The organism is Luteimonas sp. S4-F44, from assembly GCF_022637415.1.
Taxonomy (GTDB): Bacteria; Pseudomonadota; Gammaproteobacteria; order Xanthomonadales; family Xanthomonadaceae; genus Luteimonas.
In genome coordinates this window covers 1671739-1690105 of sequence record NZ_CP093340.1, presented here as the reverse complement: position 1 = coordinate 1690105, position 18367 = coordinate 1671739, and the positions used below count along the sequence as shown (strand labels likewise).

At 68.5% G+C, this 18367-nt stretch carries 13 protein-coding genes; 1 reads left to right on the top strand and 12 read right to left on the bottom strand.

Annotated elements, in window-relative coordinates; translation table 11 throughout:
- Positions 1–35: 35 nt before the first annotated feature.
- The 9 genes from lysS to dapB all read right to left on the bottom strand — a co-directional run bounded on the left by lysS (position 36) and on the right by dapB (position 12924).
- Positions 36–1556 carry a lysine--tRNA ligase gene (gene lysS / locus MNO14_RS07645; protein WP_241946090.1) on the bottom strand — a complete coding sequence of 507 codons (1521 nt, stop codon included), beginning with the start codon at positions 1554–1556 and terminating at the stop codon, positions 36–38.
- A gap of 229 nt (positions 1557–1785) precedes the next feature.
- Positions 1786–2914, bottom strand: a protein-coding gene (prfB, locus tag MNO14_RS07640; protein WP_241946089.1) for a peptide chain release factor 2 whose coding sequence is annotated in 2 segments (ribosomal slippage) — positions 1786–2838 and positions 2840–2914 — 1128 coding nt in all. Because the reading frame shifts where the segments join, the coding sequence is not laid out codon by codon here.
- Positions 2915–3007: 93 nt separating this feature from the next.
- The gene (locus MNO14_RS07635; protein WP_241946088.1) at positions 3008–4342 is read right to left on the bottom strand and encodes a hypothetical protein; all 1335 of its coding nucleotides are present in this window, start codon (positions 4340–4342) and stop codon (positions 3008–3010) included.
- A gap of 147 nt (positions 4343–4489) precedes the next feature.
- Complete coding sequence (gene recJ, locus MNO14_RS07630; protein WP_241946087.1) at positions 4490–6217, bottom strand: single-stranded-DNA-specific exonuclease RecJ; 1728 nt, start codon at positions 6215–6217, stop codon at positions 4490–4492.
- Positions 6214–7173, bottom strand: a complete 960-nt coding sequence (locus MNO14_RS07625) for a phosphoglycerate mutase (RefSeq protein WP_241946086.1) — start codon at positions 7171–7173, stop codon at positions 6214–6216. Before MNO14_RS07625 ends, recJ begins: the two co-directional genes overlap by 4 nt.
- Before the next feature lie 4 nt (positions 7174–7177).
- Entirely contained in the window at positions 7178–7654 is a 477-nt protein-coding gene (gene greA, locus MNO14_RS07620; protein WP_183426838.1) for a transcription elongation factor GreA, read from the bottom strand.
- Positions 7651–10935 (bottom strand): carbamoyl-phosphate synthase large subunit, encoded by a 3285-nt coding sequence (gene carB / locus MNO14_RS07615; RefSeq protein WP_241946085.1) that lies wholly within the window; start codon positions 10933–10935, stop codon positions 7651–7653. The genes greA and carB overlap by 4 nt, the downstream gene beginning before the upstream one ends.
- Before the next feature lies 1 nt (position 10936).
- Positions 10937–12058: a glutamine-hydrolyzing carbamoyl-phosphate synthase small subunit gene (gene carA / locus MNO14_RS07610; protein WP_241946084.1), complete on the bottom strand. Its 1122-nt coding sequence runs from the start codon at positions 12056–12058 to the stop codon at positions 10937–10939.
- Between the two features lie 131 nt (positions 12059–12189).
- Entirely contained in the window at positions 12190–12924 is a 735-nt protein-coding gene (dapB, locus tag MNO14_RS07605; protein ID WP_241946083.1) for a 4-hydroxy-tetrahydrodipicolinate reductase, read from the bottom strand.
- Between the two features lie 1095 nt (positions 12925–14019).
- On the opposite strand from dapB, the gene MNO14_RS07600 reads away from it, so the two are divergent.
- Positions 14020–14379, top strand: a complete 360-nt coding sequence (locus MNO14_RS07600) for an NmrA family NAD(P)-binding protein (protein ID WP_241946082.1) — start codon at positions 14020–14022, stop codon at positions 14377–14379.
- A gap of 123 nt (positions 14380–14502) precedes the next feature.
- Here the strand turns inward: MNO14_RS07600 and dnaJ are convergent, their stop codons facing one another.
- The 3 genes from dnaJ to grpE form a co-directional block, all read right to left on the bottom strand.
- The gene (gene dnaJ / locus MNO14_RS07595; protein ID WP_241946081.1) at positions 14503–15630 is read right to left on the bottom strand and encodes a molecular chaperone DnaJ; all 1128 of its coding nucleotides are present in this window, start codon (positions 15628–15630) and stop codon (positions 14503–14505) included.
- Positions 15631–15745: 115 nt separating this feature from the next.
- Entirely contained in the window at positions 15746–17671 is a 1926-nt protein-coding gene (dnaK, locus tag MNO14_RS07590) for a molecular chaperone DnaK (protein ID WP_241946080.1), read from the bottom strand.
- 121 nt (positions 17672–17792) lie between these two features.
- Positions 17793–18323 (bottom strand): nucleotide exchange factor GrpE, encoded by a 531-nt coding sequence (grpE, locus tag MNO14_RS07585; RefSeq protein WP_241946079.1) that lies wholly within the window; start codon positions 18321–18323, stop codon positions 17793–17795.
- Positions 18324–18367 lie beyond the last annotated feature (44 nt).

The window sequence follows — 18367 nt, the reverse complement described above, 5'->3', positions numbered from 1 at the left end:
GTCAAAACGCCGGCGCGACCGGATCGACGCCCGCCTCAGGCCTCGCTTTGCGGGCGCATGTACGGGAACAGCAGCACGTCGCGGATGGACGACGAGCCGGTCAGCAACATGACCAGACGGTCGATACCGATGCCCAGGCCGCCGGTCGGCGGCAGGCCGACCTCGAGCGCACGGATGTAGTCGGCATCGTAGTGCATCGCCTCGTCGTCGCCGCCGTCGCGGGCATCGACTTGGGCGCGGAAACGCGCGGCCTGGTCTTCGGGATCGTTCAGCTCGGAGAAGCCGTTGGCGATCTCCTTGCCGCCGATGAACAGCTCGAAGCGGTCGGTGATGCCGGCCTCGGTGTCCGACTCGCGGGCCAGCGGCGAGACCTCGACCGGGTAATGGGTGATGAAGGTCGGCTGGATCAGCCCCGTCTCGACGGTCTTTTCGAAGATCTCCAGCAGCAGCTTGCCCCAGCCGTAGGCCGGCTTGACGTGCACACCCAGGCGCGCGCAATGCGCGGCCAGCGCCTCGCGGTCGCGGCAGTCGGCGACGGTGATCTGCGGATTGAGTTCACGCACCGCCTCCTCGAGCTTCCAGCGCCGGAAAGCCGGGCCGACGTCGATCGCATGGCCGTCCCATTCCAGTGCGGTGGTGCCGACGGCCTGCACCGCCACATCGCGGATCAACGCTTCGGTCAGGTCCATGACCTCTTCGTAGGCAACGTAGGCCTCGTAGAGCTCGAGCATCGTGAACTCGGGGTTGTGTCGCGTGGACACGCCCTCGTTGCGGAAATTGCGGTTGATCTCGTAGACGCGCTCGAAACCGCCCACGACCAGGCGCTTGAGGTAGAGCTCGGGCGCCACCCGCAGATAGAGATCCAGGTCCAGCGCATTGTGATGTGTCGTGAACGGCTTGGCCGCCGCGCCACCGGCCAGGTAATGCATCATCGGCGTCTCGACTTCGAGGAAGTCGCGCGCATCGAGCCACTGGCGGATCGCCGCGACGATGCGCGAGCGCTTGACGAACACCGCGCGCGCGTCGGGCGAGACGATCAGATCGACATAGCGCTGGCGGTAGCGCTGCTCGACGTCCGACAGCCCGTGCCACTTGTCGGGCAACGGCCGCAGCGACTTGGTCAGCAGGCGCAAGCGCTCAGCCTTGATCGACAGCTCGCCGGTCTTGGTGCGCATCAGCGTGCCTTCGGCCGCGACGATGTCGCCCACGTCCCAGCCCTTGAATGCGTCGTAGCGCTCGCCCAGCGTCGTCGATTGCAGGAACAATTGGATCCGGCCGCTCACGTCCTGGATCTGCGCGAACGCGGCCTTGCCCATGACCCGCTTGGCCATCAGCCGGCCGGCCACCGCGACCCGCCGGCCTTCTGCCTCCAGCGCCTCGCCCGTCCAGCGCTCGGCATCGGCGTATGCGCTCTGCAGCGGCCCGGCCTCGTCGCGGCGACGGAAGTCATTGGGGAACGCCACGCCTTGCTCGCGCAGCGCGGCCAGTTTGCCGCGACGCTCGGCGATCAAGGCGTTGTCGTCGGCGGGCTGGGGACTGTCGGGCTGCTGGCTCATGAGGGTCTCGGAAAAATCAGGTGTTGGCCGCGGATCGACGCGGAGAAAACGGATCAGAACGGGACGACGTGCGCTTGGGTTCGATCATGCCTGCAGGCGCTGGGTGCCGGGGCATGGGCCGGGCCCGCCGCGCACGTCTCGCCCAGCGCCTGCGCTGGGCGCACACCCGGCGGCGCACGGCGGCGTGCTGACGGATCGGCGGTCATCGCACCGATCCGCAGCGCCGCACTCAGTTGGCATCCAGGCGCTTGGCGCCGGCCTCCAGTCCGGACTTGAGCGCGGCTTCGACGAACTCGTCCAGGTCGCCGTCGAGCACCTTCTGGGTGTCGCTGCGCTCCACGCCCGTGCGCAGATCTTTGATGCGGCTCTGGTCGAGCACGTAGTTGCGGATCTGACTGCCCCAGCCGATGTCGGACTTGGTCGCTTCCAGCGCGTCCTTCTCGGCATTGCGCTTCTGCAGTTCCAGTTCATAGAGCTTGGCGGCGAGCATCTTCATCGCGCGGTCGCGGTTGGCATGCTGGCTGCGTTCGGTCTGGCAGGCGACGACGGTGTTGGTCGGCACGTGGGTGATGCGCACCGCCGACTCGGTCTTGTTGACGTGCTGACCGCCGGCACCGGACGAGCGGTAGACATCGGTTCGCAAGTCGGCCGGGTTGATCTCGATGTCGATCTTGTCGTCGACCTCCGGAGACACGAACACCGAGGTGAACGAGGTATGCCGGCGGTTGTCGGAATCGAACGGCGATTTGCGCACCAGCCGGTGCACACCGATCTCGGTCTTGAGCCAGCCGTAGGCGAAGTCGCCCTCGACGCGGAACGTCGCCGACTTGATGCCCGCCACTTCACCGCCCGAGACCTCCATCAGCTCGGCCTTCCAGCCGCGGCTTTCGGCCCAGCGCAGATACATGCGCAGCAGCATTTCGGCCCAGTCCTGGGCTTCGGTGCCGCCGGCGCCGGCCTGGATGTCGACGAAGGCGGCGGCCGAGTCCATCTCGCCGGAGAACATGCGCTGGAACTCCAGCTTGTCGACCTGGGTGGCGTAGCCCTCGACATCGGCGACGACCGCCTGTGCGGTGTCCTCGTCGTTCTCCGATTCGGCCAGCTCCAGCAGTTCGGCCGCCCCGTCCAGGCCCTCGGTCAGCGTGCGGATGCCATTGACGGTCTTGTCGAGCGTGGCGCGCTCGCGACCCAGCGCTTGCGCGCGTTCGGGGTCGTTCCAGATGTTCGGGTCCTCGAGCTCGCGCTCGACTTCTTCTAGACGCTCGCGACGGGCGTCGTAGTCAAAGATACCCCCTCAGCGCATCCAGCCGACCGCGAAGGTCGGCGATGCGCTGGCGAACAGGATTGAGTTCGATCATGGTGCGGTGGGACTCGCATAAAGAGCCGGTGATTCTAGCAAGCCGCGCACCCAGCAGTCCCGGCCGGCGCACAGCGCCGACCGGGAGGTCGCCTCAACGGCGTTCGAGCAGGATGCGGTAAGGGCCACCGGCATCGCCATCGATCGCCGAGGCCTCGACCACGTAACGGCCAGGCTGGAGCCGCTGGACGATCCGCGCATCGAGCCCACCGGCGCCGTCGTCGTCACTGGCGACTTCGTTGCCGTCCTTGGTCAGCGACAGGTAGCTGTCGATCTGGCTGGAGCGCATTTCGATCGCGTAATCGCCGGCGCTGCGGACCTCAAACGACCACCGGTCGGTCATGCCGGGCAGCAGTGCGGTCTCGACCGGGCGGCCGATCGTCAGGGCACCGCCGCCTGCGCCTTCCGGCACTGCGGTTGCGGTCAGCGACAGCGTGTAGGGGCCTGCGCCCGGCGTCGCGCTGTCGGCCTGCAGCGTGTAGGTGCCGGCTTCGAGCAGCATGCCAATGCGCGCATTGAGCCGCTCGCCGCCGTCGTCGTCCTCCTTCTGCACGCCCTGGCCCGACAGCCGCATCAGCGGATCGATCTCGTCGCTGCGCATGTCCAGGCGGACCACCTGGCGTTCGGGCAACGTGAAGCGGTAGCTGTGCGGGCGCCCGGCGTACAGCCCGGTGACCGTCGACCCGATCGCGAGGTCGCCGCCTTCGCGCAGGTCGCCGGTGTCGAAGCTCGACGCGGTGACGCTGATGCGGTAGGCGCCGCTGGCACCGTCGCTGCCGTAGCGCTTGGCGGTCAGGCGATAGCGGCCCGGCGCCAGACGCAGCGTCAGACGCGCATTGCTGCCCTCGCCGCCGTCGTCGTTGCTGACCGAGACGCCCGGCCCATCCAGCGCCAGGACCGAATCGAAGTCGTCGGACATCATGTCGATCGTGTAGATCCCGTCGCGGTCGATCTGCAACGGCAGTTCCCGCTCGCCGTCGGTCCAGTCGCCGATGGTCGCACCGACACGCAGCGCCTGGCCGTTGTAGGTGTCCACGCGCGAGGAGATCAGCGTGTAGGGGCCATACGACGAGGCGTCGGTGCCGCTGACGGCGATCGTGTAACGGCCCGCGCGCCGGGCGCGGATCGTCAGCGACGCGGCCTCGCCCCGGTCGGTCGACGAGCCGATCAGTTCGTTGTCGAGGAACGCCGCCAGCCGCGCACGCAACGCGCCGGTGACCTTGAACGTCGCGACCTCGCCCTCGCGCAGGTCCACCCGGTAGAGCTGGCTGCGCGAGCCGTCCTGGTGGTTGAGGCTGGAACGGCTGGTGATCTCACCGCGCACCTCGCCGCCGATCGTCAGCGGCGCCGGGTCAGTGGACTGGGCCTGCACCAAGGCAGGCGCGATAGCGAGCGCGATCGCCAGCGAAAGCGTATGGACGGTCTTCAAGCGGATCTCCCTTCGACAGTAGGCGCCCTGCGCGATCGCGGGCGCGGCGGCGCATTCTCGCACCCGTTCAGGGAAAAAGGGATCACGGACCCGCCAGGGGCCAAGGAGGTCGCTTCCCCAGTGGCGATGGGCGCTCGAAAACCGGGGTCAGCGGGCCATCGGCTCGCGGTGCTCGACCAGCAACTGCACCGCATCGCCGCCGCGGTAGTCGTCGGGCGCGAGGCGATAGACGATGCGCTCGCGCGGCGCCGGTGCGACCTCGCGCCAGGCACCGAAATGGATCGCATCGACGGTCGCCGGGCGGCCGTCGAGCCGCAGGCTGAGCTTGAGATGCCGCCCGCCGACCACCCGCCAGTCGACAACCGCGAACTCGCCGTCGAACAGCGGTTCGGGGAAGCCCTGGCCCCAGGGGCCGGCGTCGCGCAGGTGCGCGGCGTGCACGATGTCGAATTCGCTGGGGCCGAGCGCACCGTCGGTGACGATCTCCGCCCGCAGCAGCGCCGGATCGAGCAGGGTCGCGACCGCCTGCCCGAAGGCGCGCTCGAACGCGGGTAACGCCTCGAGTCGCAGGCTCAGGCCCGCCGCCATCGCATGGCCGCCGAAGCGCTCGATCAGGCCGGGATGCGCCACATCGACCGCGGCCAGCACGTCGCGGATATGCAGGCCCGGGATCGAACGCGCCGAGCCACGCAGCTGATCGCTGCCGGGCTCGGCCGGTGCGAACGCGATCACCGGCCGGTGCAGCGCGTCCTTCATCTTCGAGGCCACAAGACCGACGACGCCCGGATGCCATTGCGCATCGTGCAGGCAGACCCCGATCGCCGCGGGATCGACCGGCGGCCGGCCGGCGACCGCGGCCTCGGCGTCGTCGAGCATCGACTGCTGCACTGCGCGGCGCTCGGCATTGATCGTGTGCAGCGTCGCCGCGAGCGTCTGCGCCTGGGCCGCGTCGTCGGTGAGCAGGCATTCGATACCGATCGCCATGTCCTCCAGGCGGCCGGCGGCATTGATGCGCGGTGCGATGCCGAAGCCGATGTCGCCCGTGGTCAGGCGCGCCGCCTGTCGCCCCGACACATCGATCAAGGCCTGCAGGCCGGGGCAGCCCTGCCCGGCGCGCAGCCGGCGCAGCCCGGCCGCGACCAGCGCCCGGTTGTTGACGTCCAGCGGCACGAGATCGGCGACCGTACCCACCGCGACCAGATCGAGCAGCGTCGACAGATCCGGTGCCGGCCCTGCGAAGGCAACGGCCTCGCGCAGCCGCCTGCGCAGCGCCAGCAGCACGTAGAAGATCACCCCGACGCCCGCCAGCACCTTGCTCTGGAAGCGGTCGCCGGGCAGATTCGGATTGACGATCGCATCGGCCGGCGGCAACGCGTCGCCCGGCAGATGGTGGTCGGTCACCAGCACCTGCCAGCCCCGCGCCTTTGCCGCGGCGACGCCGGCATGGCAGGCGATGCCGTGGTCGACCGTCAGCAAGAGTGCCGGGGCCAGCGGCGCCAGCGCATCGACCAGGCCGGGCGACAGCCCGTAACCGTGGACGATGCGATTGGGCACGGCATGCACGACATCGCCCGCGCCGAGCATGCGCAGTCCGCGCACCGCGACCGCACAGGCCGTCGCGCCATCGCAATCGAAGTCCCCGACCACCAGGATCCGCCTGCCCTGCGCGATGGCATCGGCGAGCAGGGCCGTCGCCGCATCGATATTCGACAGCGCGTCGGGCGGCAGCAGCCCGGCCAGGCGTGGCTGCGCGGCCTGCAGGTCGTGCGCACCGCGCGCCGCATAGATGCGCCGCAGCAGCGCCGGCACCGTCGACGGCCAGTCCCCGCCGGGCGCGCTGTCACGACGTCGGATCGTCGGCGGCGGACGGGTCATGGCCGCGCCGCCGTGGCCGGCACGTAGGGCCGGCGCCAGACGCGCAGGCGGTGCCAACGACGCAAGGTCAGCACCTGGCCATCCTCGTCGTCCAGGACCAGGGCGTCGAGCCGGCCACCGGCCAGCGCCGCGAGTGCCGGCCGCAGCCAGTCGGCCTGCAGCTGGCGCAGATCGCGCAACCCGCCCAGGTCGATCAGCAGCGCGTCGCGCAGCGCGGGCAAGGCCGACGGCAACGGCTCGACCTCGGTCGCGATCGCCGCGAGTGCGCGCAGCGTCGCATCATCGGTGAGCACGCGCGCCTGTGCGCCGCGGGGCACCGTCGACGCGTCAGGCAGCGGCCCCCCGCCCCAGAACCACAGCGCATTGACCGGCGGCCGCCCGGCCGCGTTGCGCGCCGCATTCCAGGGATGAGTGTGCAGGAGAATCTGCGCCTCGTTGGCGAGCACCCGCCAGCGCCGCGCCTGGGCGCCGCCATCGTCGTGCTCGGCCAGATCGGTGCCGAGCGCATCGGCCGGATCGACGAACGCCGGCAGTGCCGTCTCCCGCGGCAGCCGCAGATACCAGCGCGACGGCGCCGGGGCGTCTAGCACGAAGCCGGCCTCGGCGAACACCGGCTGCAGGACCGGCAGCAGCGCGTCGACATCGGCCTGCACCAGGCCCAGCGTGTCGCCGTGGCCCATCAGACGCACGCCGTTGATGTCCGGCCGCAGCCATGCCGGGTCGGCGCGCAGCCAGGCACTGCCCGGCGCGTCGGCATCGCCGACGTCGACCTGGCGCGACAGCGCCGCCAGCGGCCAGCCGCCCTCGGGAAGCGCGACGTGCCGCGCAAGCTGCGGCCGCCGCCCCGGCGCAGCCGTGGTGCGGTCGGCACGCCCCAGGGCCCGCACGATGTCCAGCTGCCAGCGCTGCGCGCCAAAGCGCGCGGCGGCGGGCAGCAGGAACGTCGCCGAGGTCATCGGCTCAGCCGAGATACTCGACGCTGACGATGTCGTAGTCGCGGGTGCCGCCGGGCGCATCGATGCTGATGCTGTCGCCTTCGTGCTTGCCGATCAGCGCCCGTGCGACCGGTGAGGAGATCGCGATCAGGCCCTGCTTGATGTCGGCCTCCAGGTCGCCGACGATCTGGTAGCGCTTCTCCTCGTCGGTCTGCGCATCGGCGATCACCACCGTCGCGCCGAACACCACCTTGTCGCCGGCGTTGAGCTTGGCGACATCGATGACATCGGCATGCGACAGCTCGCTCTCGAGTTGCTTGATGCGGCCCTCGATGAAGCTCTGCTGCTCGCGCGCGGCGTGGTACTCGGCGTTCTCCTTCAGATCGCCGTGCGCACGCGCCTCGGCGATCGCATCGATGACCGCCGGCCGCTTGACCGACTTCAGTTCCTCGAGTTCCTCGCGCAGGCGCTGTGCGCCGCGCGTGGTCATGGGTGCCCTCATGGCGTCCCTCCTGTGCGTGGGTTGGATGGCGACGCGCCGCCGTTGAGCTGCGCGTGCAGTTCCTGCAGGGCCCACACCGGGCCGCTGCCGCGATAGTCCAGCGAGTGCAGCAACGCGCGAGCGCCGGCCACCGTGGTCGAGTACGTGACCCGGTGCTGCAGCGCCTCGCGACGGATCGAGAACGAGTCGGAGATCGCCTGCTTGCCCTCGGTGGTGTTGACGATGTATGCGATCTCGCCATTCTTGATCAGGTCGACGATGTGCGGCCGGCCCTCGACCACCTTGTTGATCTGCTCGCAGGCGATGTCGTGCTCGCGCAGCCACTTGGCGGTGCCGGCAGTGGCGACGATCGCATAGCCCTTGGCCGCCAGATCACGGGCGACCGGCAGCACGCGCTTCTTGTCCGGGTCGCGCACCGAGACGAAGACCTTGCCGCTGGTGGGCGGGGTACGGATGCTGGCCGCTTCCTGCGCGCGCGCGAACGCCGCGCCGAAGCTCTCGCCCACGCCCATGACCTCGCCGGTCGAACGCATTTCCGGCCCGAGAATCGGATCGACGTTCTGGAACTTGGCGAACGGGAAGATCGCCTCCTTGACCGAGTAGTACGACGGCACGATCTCGGTCGTCGCGCCCTGCTCGGCCAGTGTCTTGCCGGCCATGCAGCGCGCCGAGATCTTGGCCAGCGGCAGCCCGATCGCCTTGGACACGAACGGCACCGTGCGCGAGGCGCGCGGATTGACCTCGAGCAGGAAGATCGTCTCCACGCCCGCGTCGTCGGTCTGCACCGCGAACTGGGTGTTCATCAGGCCGACGACCTTCAGCTTGCGGGCCAGTGCCGCGACCTGCTCGCGCAGGCGTGCCTGCACATCGCTCGACAGCGAGTACGGCGGCAGCGAGCACGAGGAATCGCCCGAATGCACGCCCGCTTCCTCGATGTGCTCCATGACGCCGCCGATCAGCACGTTGCCGTCCTTGTCGGCGATCACGTCGATGTCGACCTCGACCGCATTGTCGAGGAAGCGGTCAAGCAGCACCGGCGAATCGTTGGACACCTTGACCGCATCGCGCATGTAGCGCGCCAGGTCGGCATCGGCGTGCACGACTTCCATCGCCCGGCCGCCGAGCACGTAGCTCGGCCGCACGACCAGCGGATAGCCAATCTCGCGCGCCAGCACCAGCGCTTCCTCGGGGTTGCGCGCGGTGCGGTTGGGCGGTTGCTTGAGGCCGAGCTCGTCGACCAGCTTCTGGAACCGCTCGCGGTCCTCGGCCAGGTCGATCGAATCGGGCGAGGTGCCGATGATCGGCACCCCGTTGGCCTCGAGCGCGCGCGCCAGCTTGAGCGGCGTCTGGCCGCCGTACTGCACGATCACGCCCTTGGGCTTCTCGATCTCGACGATCTCCAGCACGTCCTCGAGCGTCAGCGGTTCGAAGTACAGACGGTCGGAGGTGTCGTAGTCGGTCGAGACCGTCTCGGGGTTGCAGTTGACCATGATGGTTTCAAAGCCGTCCTCGCGCAGTGCGAGGGCGGCATGGACGCAGCAGTAGTCGAACTCGATGCCCTGCCCGATCCGGTTCGGCCCGCCGCCGAGCACGATGATCTTCTCGCGACCGCTGGGATTGGCCTCGCACTCGTCCTCGTAGGTCGAGTACAGGTAGGCGGTGTCGGTCGCGAACTCGGCCGCGCACGAGTCGACGCGCTTGTAGACCGGGCGCACGCCGAAGGCACGGCGCAGTGCACGCACGGCCTGCTCGTCGGTGCCCAGCAACTGCGCCAGGCGCGCGTCGGAGAAGCCCATGCGCTTGAGCGCACGCAGCCGCGCCTGGTCGAGCGCGTCGATGCCGTTCGCCGCGACCTCGCGTTCGGTCGCGATGATCTCCTCGATCTGATCGAGGAACCACGGATCGACGTACGACAGGCCGTACACGTCCTCGACCGACAACCCAGCGCGGAACGCGTCGGCCAGGTAGAACAGGCGCTCGGGGCCCGGCTCGCGGACTTCGCGGCGCAGCGTCGCCAGGTCGCCCTCGTCATGCAGGTCCAGGCCGGTCGGATCGAAACCGACCTTGCCGGTCTCCAGGCCACGCAGCGCCTTGTGCATCGATTCCTGGAACGTGCGGCCCATCGCCATGACCTCGCCGACCGACTTCATCTGCGTCGTCAGGCGGGCGTCGGCGGTGGGGAACTTCTCGAACGCGAAGCGCGGGATCTTGGTGACGACGTAGTCGATCGACGGCTCGAACGAGGCCGGGGTCTTGCCGCCGGTGATCTCGTTCTTCAGTTCGTCCAGCGTGTAGCCGACCGCCAGCTTGGCCGCGACCTTGGCAATCGGGAAGCCGGTCGCCTTGGAGGCCAGCGCCGAGGAGCGCGACACGCGCGGGTTCATCTCGATCACCACAACGCGACCGGTGGTCGGGCTGATGCCGAACTGCACGTTCGAACCGCCGGTGTCGACGCCGATCTTGCGCAGCACCGCGATCGACGCATTGCGCAGGCGCTGGTACTCCTTGTCGGTGAGCGTCTGCGCCGGCGCGACGGTGATGCTGTCGCCGGTGTGCACGCCCATCGGGTCGAGGTTCTCGATCGAGCACACGATGATGCAGTTGTCCGCGGTGTCGCGGACCACTTCCATCTCGAACTCCTTCCAGCCCAGCACCGACTCCTCGACCAGCACCTCGCCGACCGGCGACAGCTCCAGGCCGCGCTTGATGATCTCCTCGAACTCCTCGCGGTTGTAGGCGATGCCGCCGCCCGAGCCGCCGAGCGTGAAGCTGGGCCGGATGATCGTCGGATAGCCGACCTTGGCCTGGATCTCGATCGCCTGCTCGAAGGTGCGCGCGACCTCGGCCTTCGGGCACTCCAGACCGATCTCCTGCATCGCCACGCGGAACAGCTCGCGGTCCTCGGCCATGCGGATGGCCTCGCGCTTGGCGCCGATCAGCTCCACGCCGTACTTGTCGAGCACGCCGTTGTCGGCCAGGTCGAGCGCGCAGTTGAGCGCGGTCTGCCCGCCCATCGTCGGCAGCAGCGCGTCGGGCTTTTCCTTGGCGATGATCTTCTCGACCGTCTGCCAGTTGATCGGCTCGATGTAGACCGCATCGGCGGTCTCCGGGTCGGTCATGATCGTGGCGGGGTTGGAGTTGACCAACACCACGCGATAGCCCTCCTCGCGCAGCGCCTTGCAGGCCTGTGCGCCGGAGTAGTCGAACTCGCAGGCCTGGCCGATGACGATCGGTCCAGCGCCGATGATGAGAATGGTCTGGATGTCGGTGCGCTTTGGCATATCAACGCGCCTCCATCAGCGCTACGAACTGGTCGAAGAGCGGCGCCACATCGTGCGGCCCCGGCGATGCCTCGGGATGGCCCTGAAACGAAAAGGCCGGCGCGTCGGTCAGCGCGATGCCCTGGTTGGTGCCGTCGAACAGCGAGCGATGGGTCACGCGGACATTGGCCGGCAACGTCGATTCGTCGACCGCGAAGCCGTGGTTCTGCGAGGTGATCATCACCCGGCCGCCATCGACGGCCTGCACCGGATGGTTCGCGCCGTGGTGGCCGTGCGGCATCTTCATCGTCTGCGCGCCGGCCGCCAGCGCCAGCAACTGGTGTCCCAGGCAGATGCCAAAGGTCGGCACCTTGTTCTCGATGAAGGTGCGGATGGCCTCGATCGCGTAATCGCACGGCGCCGGATCGCCAGGGCCGTTGGACAAGAAGACACCGTCGGGCTTCAGCGCGAGCACCTCCGCGGCCGGCGTCTGCGCCGGCACCACGGTCAGTTCGCAGCCGCGCTCGGCGAGCATGCGCAGGATGTTGTGTTTGACGCCGTAGTCGTAGGCCACGACCTTGAACTTGGCCGGCGCCGACACGAAGGCATTCGCGTCCAGATCCAGCTGGCCGTCCGACCAGGTGTAGCGCTCGGTCGTGCTGACCACCTTCGCCAGATCCATGCCCTTCAGGCCCGGGAACTTGCGTGCGGCCTCGAGCGCCTGGTCGACGTTCACCTCGCCGGCCATCAGCGCGCCGTTCATCGCGCCACGGTCGCGCAGCAGGCGGGTCAGCTTGCGGGTGTCGATGCCGGCGATCGCGACGATCCCGCGCGCGCGCAGCCATTCGGGCAGCGCGATCTGGCTGCGCCAACTGCTCGGACGGCGCGGCACGTCGCGCACGATCAACCCCGAGGCCCACACCCGTCCGGCCTCATCGTCCTGGTCGGTACAGCCGGTGTTGCCGATATGCGGATAGGTCAGCGTCACCAGCTGGCGCGCATACGACGGATCGGTGAGCACTTCCTGGTAGCCGGTCATCGCGGTGTTGAACACCGTTTCACCGACCGACAAGCCAGGAGCGCCCACGGAAACGCCCTCGAACACGGTGCCGTCTTCAAGGACGAGAATTGCGGAATCTGTCACGTGGTCTTCGCCTACGTCAGGTTGCAGGAAACCGCCAGAGCGGCGGCAGCCGGTCCGGAGGCGAGAGGTTCAGGCGAGCGAGAATTGTACCGACGCCGGCCCCGCTGCGCCAGCGCGGCGCACGCGATCGGTCATGCCGAGGTCGTCGCGCCGGCGCCGAGCAGCTCGGCGATCCCGTAACGGCGCGGCGCGCGCCCGGCCAGCCGCGCTGCGACATGCAACGCCCCGGCCGCGAAGATGTCGCGATCGCCGGCCCGGTGAACGAGCTCGATGCGCTCGCCGCGGGTCGTGAACTGCACCAGATGCTCGCCGACGATGTCGCCGGCCCGGATCGAGGCGTAGCGCGGGCTGGCGCCCTGCCCTTGCGCGGCCGCGCCCAGCGTCAACGCGGTCCCCGACGGCGCATCGAGCTTGCGCGTGTGGTGCGATTCGACGATGTCGCAGTCCCAGCCCGGCAGCATCGCCGCCGCGCGTGCGACCAGATCCTGCAGGACCGCAACCCCGAGGCTGAAATTCGAGGCCCACAGCACCGGAATCCGCCCCGCTGCGGCGTCGAGCGCGGCGTTCTGCGCCTCCGACAGCCCGGTGGTGCCCGAGACCAGCGCCGCGCCACGCCGCTCGCACAGCGCCAGCAACGCATCGAAGCCCGCCGGCAGGCTGAAGTCGATGGCGACATCGAAGGGCGGCGCGCCACCGAGTTCGGCGGCGCCGAAGTACGGCACGCCGCCGATGACCCGTTGGCGCGGGGCGCTTCCCGACACTGCCGCCACCACCGCCAAACCGTCGCACGAGGCTGCCAGACGCAGGACGGCCTGCCCCATCCGGCCGGATGCCCCGTGCACCAGCACCCGGACAGGCGGGCTCATCGGGCCACCGCCGATCGCGGCGGCGGGGTCGAAACGGCAAGACAATCGGGTCGGGTCTTCATGCCGCGCATTCTAGCCTCGAGACGGAAGCGCGGCCGGGCGCCTGGGGCGGGGATCGCGCCGCAACGTTTCCGGGACTGAGCGTTCCACCAGCGAGCGTAAGTCGGCGCATGACGCACGGCCCGCCGCGGGCGCGGCGCAATCCGCTGCGCGGGTCAAGCACAGTCTCGCCGCACCCGAGTGATACATGGCGAATTTTTCGCCACTACGAGCGCGCCGCGCCAATGAAGGGCCGCGGCCGCTTATCCACATCTTTGTGACCAGGCCATCCACACCGGCTGTGGACGACCGCCGCCGGACGCGACGTGGCGCGGCCGTCAAGTCGCGAGCGCGCCGCCGTCCTCGCCCATCCGGAGGCGGCTGCAGGCGATGCATCCGGGCCTGCGCGGGTCAAGCCCGGATTCTTCGTCAGCCGACGCGGATGGCGAAAACTTCACCAGTCGAAATCCACCCGCCTGCGAAGCGGCCGCGCGATGCTTATCCACACCTTTGTGACCAGACCATCCACATCGCTTGTGGATGACCGGCGTGGAGGCCGCAAACGCGACGTCGTCAAGCGGTCGTGAGGCGCTTTCCCCGCATGCGATTCGACCGCATCACCGTGCCTGCAATGCCATCGCCCCGTGGGTCGGGTCATCGCATCGCGCCGCTGCACGCACGTCGTTTGGCGCGCAGTCCATGCATGCGGCGTGCGCATGCAGATCCGAATGCGCGACGCAAGCCCCGCGTTGGGTCGCGGATCGGCAGGTGGCGAATAAATGACCAGCCAAAAGCACACCCGATCGCAAGCGGGTCGGCGCGGCTTATCCACACGTTTGTCGTCATGACATCCACATCGACTGTGGATACCGATTGCGCTAGTTGGGGCGCTCCCATCCGTCAAGCGGTCCGCACTCGAGACAGCCGCATCGATGCGGCGACCCGGTGGCCTGTTGCCGGCAAAGATTACGTCCGGTCTTCGCCAGACGATACGCCATCAACGGCGGTTGCCGTCGTGACTTCGACGCAACGCCTCGACCCGCGGCAATTGCGCTGGTGTCGCTGATCCACCGCGCGCACTCGATCCAGCTCATCGCGGTGGAGGACATCGGCAAGATCGTCGCCACCCTGTTCGCGGACCGGGCGCGGTTCGCAGGCATGACGCTGAAGATCGCCGGCGATCGCGTGACCGGGGACGCGCTGGAGGCCGCGTTTTCGCACGCCGCCGGCAGGCCCATCCCCTATGCCCGACTTCCGGATGCGGTCCTGGCCGCCCATCCCGACCTGGCACATATGCCGCCAGCCTGGAATCCGGCCGGCTCGCAGAGCGCGTACACCTTGAACGGATCCGCGCGCTCAATCCCGAGCTCGTCTCGCTGCGCGCATGGTTGGCGGGCGACGGCCACGCACACCTGAAGGCCGCTTTGCGCGGGACAGCCGTCTGAAGCGTGACGCCCGAGCAATCAGGCTGCTCGCGGAGGGCGTCATCGCCCTCATCGCTTCAGGCGCTTCGCAGAAGCGCCCGCACATTGGGACGGATCAGGACGTCATGCGTTCCCAGAAGCCCTTGACACCGTCCATGAAGGTGCTGGACTTGGGCGAATGCCGGCGCGCGTTCTCGGTGGTGAACGTCGCCTCGAAGCGCTGCAGCAGATCGCGCTGATCGGCGGTGAGATTGACCGGCGTCTCGACGAAGATCTTGCAGTACAGGTCGCCGACCGAGCGGCTGCGCACCGACTTGACGCCCTTGTCGCGCAGGCGGAACACCTTGCCGGTCTGGGTCTCGGCCGGAATGCGGATCTCGGCCTCGCCGCCGAGCGTGGGCACGCGCACCGTGTCGCCGAGCGCGGCCTGCGAGATGCGGATCGGCACCTCGCAATGCAGGTCGTCGCCGTCGCGCACGAAGATGTCGTGCGGGCGCACCCGCACTTCCACATAGAGATCGCCGGGCGGCGCACCAGCCGGACCGGCCTCGCCTTCGCCCGACAGGCGGATGCGATCGCCCGAATCGACGCCGGCGGGAATCTTCACCGACAGCACCTTCTCGTCCTCGACCCGCCCTGCGCCATGACACGTCTTGCAGGGATTGGCGATCACCTGGCCGTGCCCGCCGCAATGCGGACAGGCCTGCTGCATCGTGAAGGGCCCGCGCTGCATCCGCACCTGGCCGCGACCGGCGCAGGTCGAGCAGGTCTCGCGCTTGCCGTCCTCCGAACCGCTGCCATTGCAGTCGTCGCAGCCGGTCAGCGTCGGCAGTTCGATGCGCTTCTCGACACCGGCGACCGCGTCCTCGAGGTCGAGCTCCATCACATAGCCCACGTCGGCACCGCGACGCGGGCCGCTGCGTCCGCCGCCGCCGAAGATGTTGCCGAAGATGTCGCCGAAGATATCGCCCATGTCCGGCCCGAAGCCCGGTCCGGCATTGCCGCCGCCCATGCCGTGCTCGAACGCCGCATGCCCGTGCTGGTCGTACATCCTGCGCTTGCCGCCGTCCGACAACACCTCGTAGGCCTCCTTGCACTCCTTGAACGCGGCCTCGGCGGCGGCATCCCCCGGATTGCGGTCCGGATGATGCTTCATCGCGCAACGGCGATACGCCTTCTTCAGCTCGTCTTCGCTTGCGGTGCGGGAGACGCCAAGGACGTCGTAATAATCGCGTTTGCTCATGAGACCGTGATTCGTCGTGCGTGATGGGTGACTCGAAGCGTCGGTACGTGACCGCGTGAGAAAGAAGCGGAGCCAAGCTCCGCTTCTTGTCGATCACGCATCACGGTTCCACTGGTTACGCCTTCTTGTCGTCGTCCTTGACCTCGGTGAACTCGGCATCGACCACGTCGTCGGACTTGGGCGCATCGCCCTGCCCGCCGACGTCGCCCCCGCCCTGCTGCCCGGCCGCGGCGGCGGCGGCGAACAGCTGCTGAGAGACTTCCTCGAGCTTCTTGGACTTGGCCTCGATCTGCGCCTTGTCGTCACCCTTCATCGCGGTCTCGACCTCGGCGATCGCCGCCTCGGCGTTGCCGATCACATCGCCGGGCACCTTGTCGCCGTTGTCCTTGATCGCGCTGCGGGTCGCGTGCACCAGCGCATCGGCCTGGTTGCGCGCAGCGACGAGCTCCTGGAACTTGCGGTCGTCCTCGCGGTGCGCCTCGGCGTCGGCGACCATCCGCTGGATCTCGTCATCCGACAGACCCGAACCGGCCTTGATCTCGACCTTCTGCTCCTTGTTAGTCTTCTTGTCCTTGGCCGACACGTGCAGGATGCCGTTGGCGTCGATGTCGAACGACACCTCGACCTGCGGCATGCCGCGCGGCGCCGGATCGATGCCGGTCAGGTCGAAGCGCGCCAACGACTTGTTGAAGCGGGCCTGCTCGCGCTCGCCCTGCAGCACGTGCACGGTCACGGCCGACTGGTTGTCGTCGGCGGTGGAGAAGGTCTGCGAGGCCTTGGTTGGGATCGTGGTGTTCTTTTCGATGATCTTGGTGAACACGCCGCCCAGGGTCTCGATGCCCAGGCTCAGCGGGGTCACGTCCAGCAGCAGCACGTCCTTGACGTCGCCGGCCAGCACGCCGCCCTGCACCGCCGCACCGATCGCGACCGCCTCGTCGGGGTTCACGTCCTTGCGCGGCTCCTTGCCAAAGAAGTCGGCAACGGCCTGCTGCACCTTGGGCATGCGGGTCTGGCCGCCGACGAGGATGACCTCATTGACGTCGGACGCGCGCAGGCCCGCATCGTTGAGCGCGATGCGGCAGGGCTCGATCGAGCGCTTGATCAGGTCCTCGACCAGCGCTTCGAGCTTGGCGCGGGTCAGCTTGATGTTCAGGTGCTTCGGACCCGAGGCGTCGGCGGTGACGTACGGCAGGTTGACCTCGGTCTGCTGCGACGACGACAGCTCGATCTTGGCGCGCTCGGCCGCATCCTTCAGACGCTGCAGCGCCAGCGGATCCTTGCGCAGGTCGATGCCCTGATCCTTCTGGAACTCCTCGACGAGGTAGTCGATGACGCGCGCGTCGAAGTCCTCACCGCCGAGGAAGGTGTCGCCGTTGGTGGCCAGCACCTCGAATTGCTTTTCGCCGTCGACTTCCGCGATCTCGATGATCGACACGTCGAAGGTGCCGCCGCCCAGGTCGTAGACCGCGACCTTGCGATCGCCGCCGCTCTTATCCAGGCCGTAGGCCAGCGCGGCCGCAGTCGGCTCGTTGATGATGCGCTTGACGTCGAGGCCGGCGATGCGGCCGGCGTCCTTGGTCGCCTGGCGCTGGCTGTCGTTGAAGTACGCCGGCACCGTGATCACCGCCTCGGTCACCTTCTCGCCCAGGTAGTCCTCGGCGGTCTTCTTCATCTTCTCGAGGATGCGCGCCGAGACTTCCTGCGCCGACAGCTTCTTGCCGTCGCTGGTCGCGACCCAGGCATCGCCGTTGTCGTGCTCGAGGATCTTGTAGGGCACCAGGCCGATGTCCTTCTGGACCTCGGCGTCCTTGAACTTGCGGCCGATCAGACGCTTGACCGCGAAGAACGTGTTGTTGGGGTTGGTAACAGCCTGGCGCTTGGCCGAGGCGCCGACCAGCACCTCGCCGTCCTTGGTGTAGGCGACGATCGACGGCGTGGTGCGGTCGCCCTCGCTGTTCTCGATGACCTTGGCCTTGCCGCCGTCCATGATCGCCACGCACGAATTGGTCGTGCCGAGATCGATGCCGATGATCTTTGCCATTGCAGTGTTCCTCTAGGAAATGTCGTTGTGCGGGGACGGCGGCGAAGCCGTCGATGCGAGGTATCTGGGGACGCGCAACACAGCGTTCAAGCGGTGTGACGCGCAATGGCCCCGGTCGCGCTCAGTCAGCCTTGGCCACGACCACCATTGCCGGGCGCAGCAGGCGCTCGTTAAGCAGATACCCCTTCTGGAAGACCTGGGCGACCGCGCCCGGCGGCACGCCCGGCACCTCGACGATGCTCATCGCCTGATGGTGCTCGGGGTCGAACGGGTCGCCCGCCGCCGGTGCGACCACGCGCAGGCCGTTGCTCTCGGTCGCCTTGACCAGTTCGCGCAGCGTCAGTTCGACGCCGGCACGCAGCGGATCGTTCTCAGGCGCACTCGCCAGCCCGGCCTCGAGCGCGTCGAACACCGGCACCAGCGACGAGAGCAGACGTTCGTTGGCGAACCGGCGCGCGGTCTCGATCTCGCGCGCTAGGCGCTTGCGCTGGTTCTCAAGGTCCGCGCGCTCGAGCAGGCTCTGCGCGCGCACCTGTTCGAGTTCGGCCTTCAGCAGTTCGACCTGTTCGGTCAGCTGGACCTCGACCGGCGTGGCCTGGTCGTCGGACTCGTGGATTTCGGGGGGCTGCGTCTCGTGCTGTTCCTGGGTCATGTCCGGTTCCGGGGCGGGCGTCTGGCCGCCGACCCGCCCAGCTA

Bases quoted from the DNA above. Each gene is read 5' to 3' on its own strand.
- lysS (WP_241946090.1), bottom strand. From the start codon at position 1,556: ATGAGCCAGCAGCCCGACAGTCCCCAGCCCGCCGACGACAACGCCTTG.
- recJ (WP_241946087.1), bottom strand. From the start codon at position 6,217: ATGACCCGTCCGCCGCCGACGATCCGACGTCGTGACAGCGCGCCCGGC.
- MNO14_RS07625 (WP_241946086.1), bottom strand. From the start codon at position 7,173: ATGACCTCGGCGACGTTCCTGCTGCCCGCCGCCGCGCGCTTTGGCGCG.
- greA (WP_183426838.1), bottom strand. From the start codon at position 7,654: ATGAGGGCACCCATGACCACGCGCGGCGCACAGCGCCTGCGCGAGGAA.
- carB (WP_241946085.1), bottom strand. From the start codon at position 10,935: ATGCCAAAGCGCACCGACATCCAGACCATTCTCATCATCGGCGCTGGA.
- dapB (WP_241946083.1), bottom strand. From the start codon at position 12,924: ATGAGCCCGCCTGTCCGGGTGCTGGTGCACGGGGCATCCGGCCGGATG.
- dnaJ (WP_241946081.1), bottom strand. From the start codon at position 15,630: ATGAGCAAACGCGATTATTACGACGTCCTTGGCGTCTCCCGCACCGCA.
- dnaK (WP_241946080.1), bottom strand. From the start codon at position 17,671: ATGGCAAAGATCATCGGCATCGATCTCGGCACGACCAATTCGTGCGTG.
- grpE (WP_241946079.1), bottom strand. From the start codon at position 18,323: ATGACCCAGGAACAGCACGAGACGCAGCCCCCCGAAATCCACGAGTCC.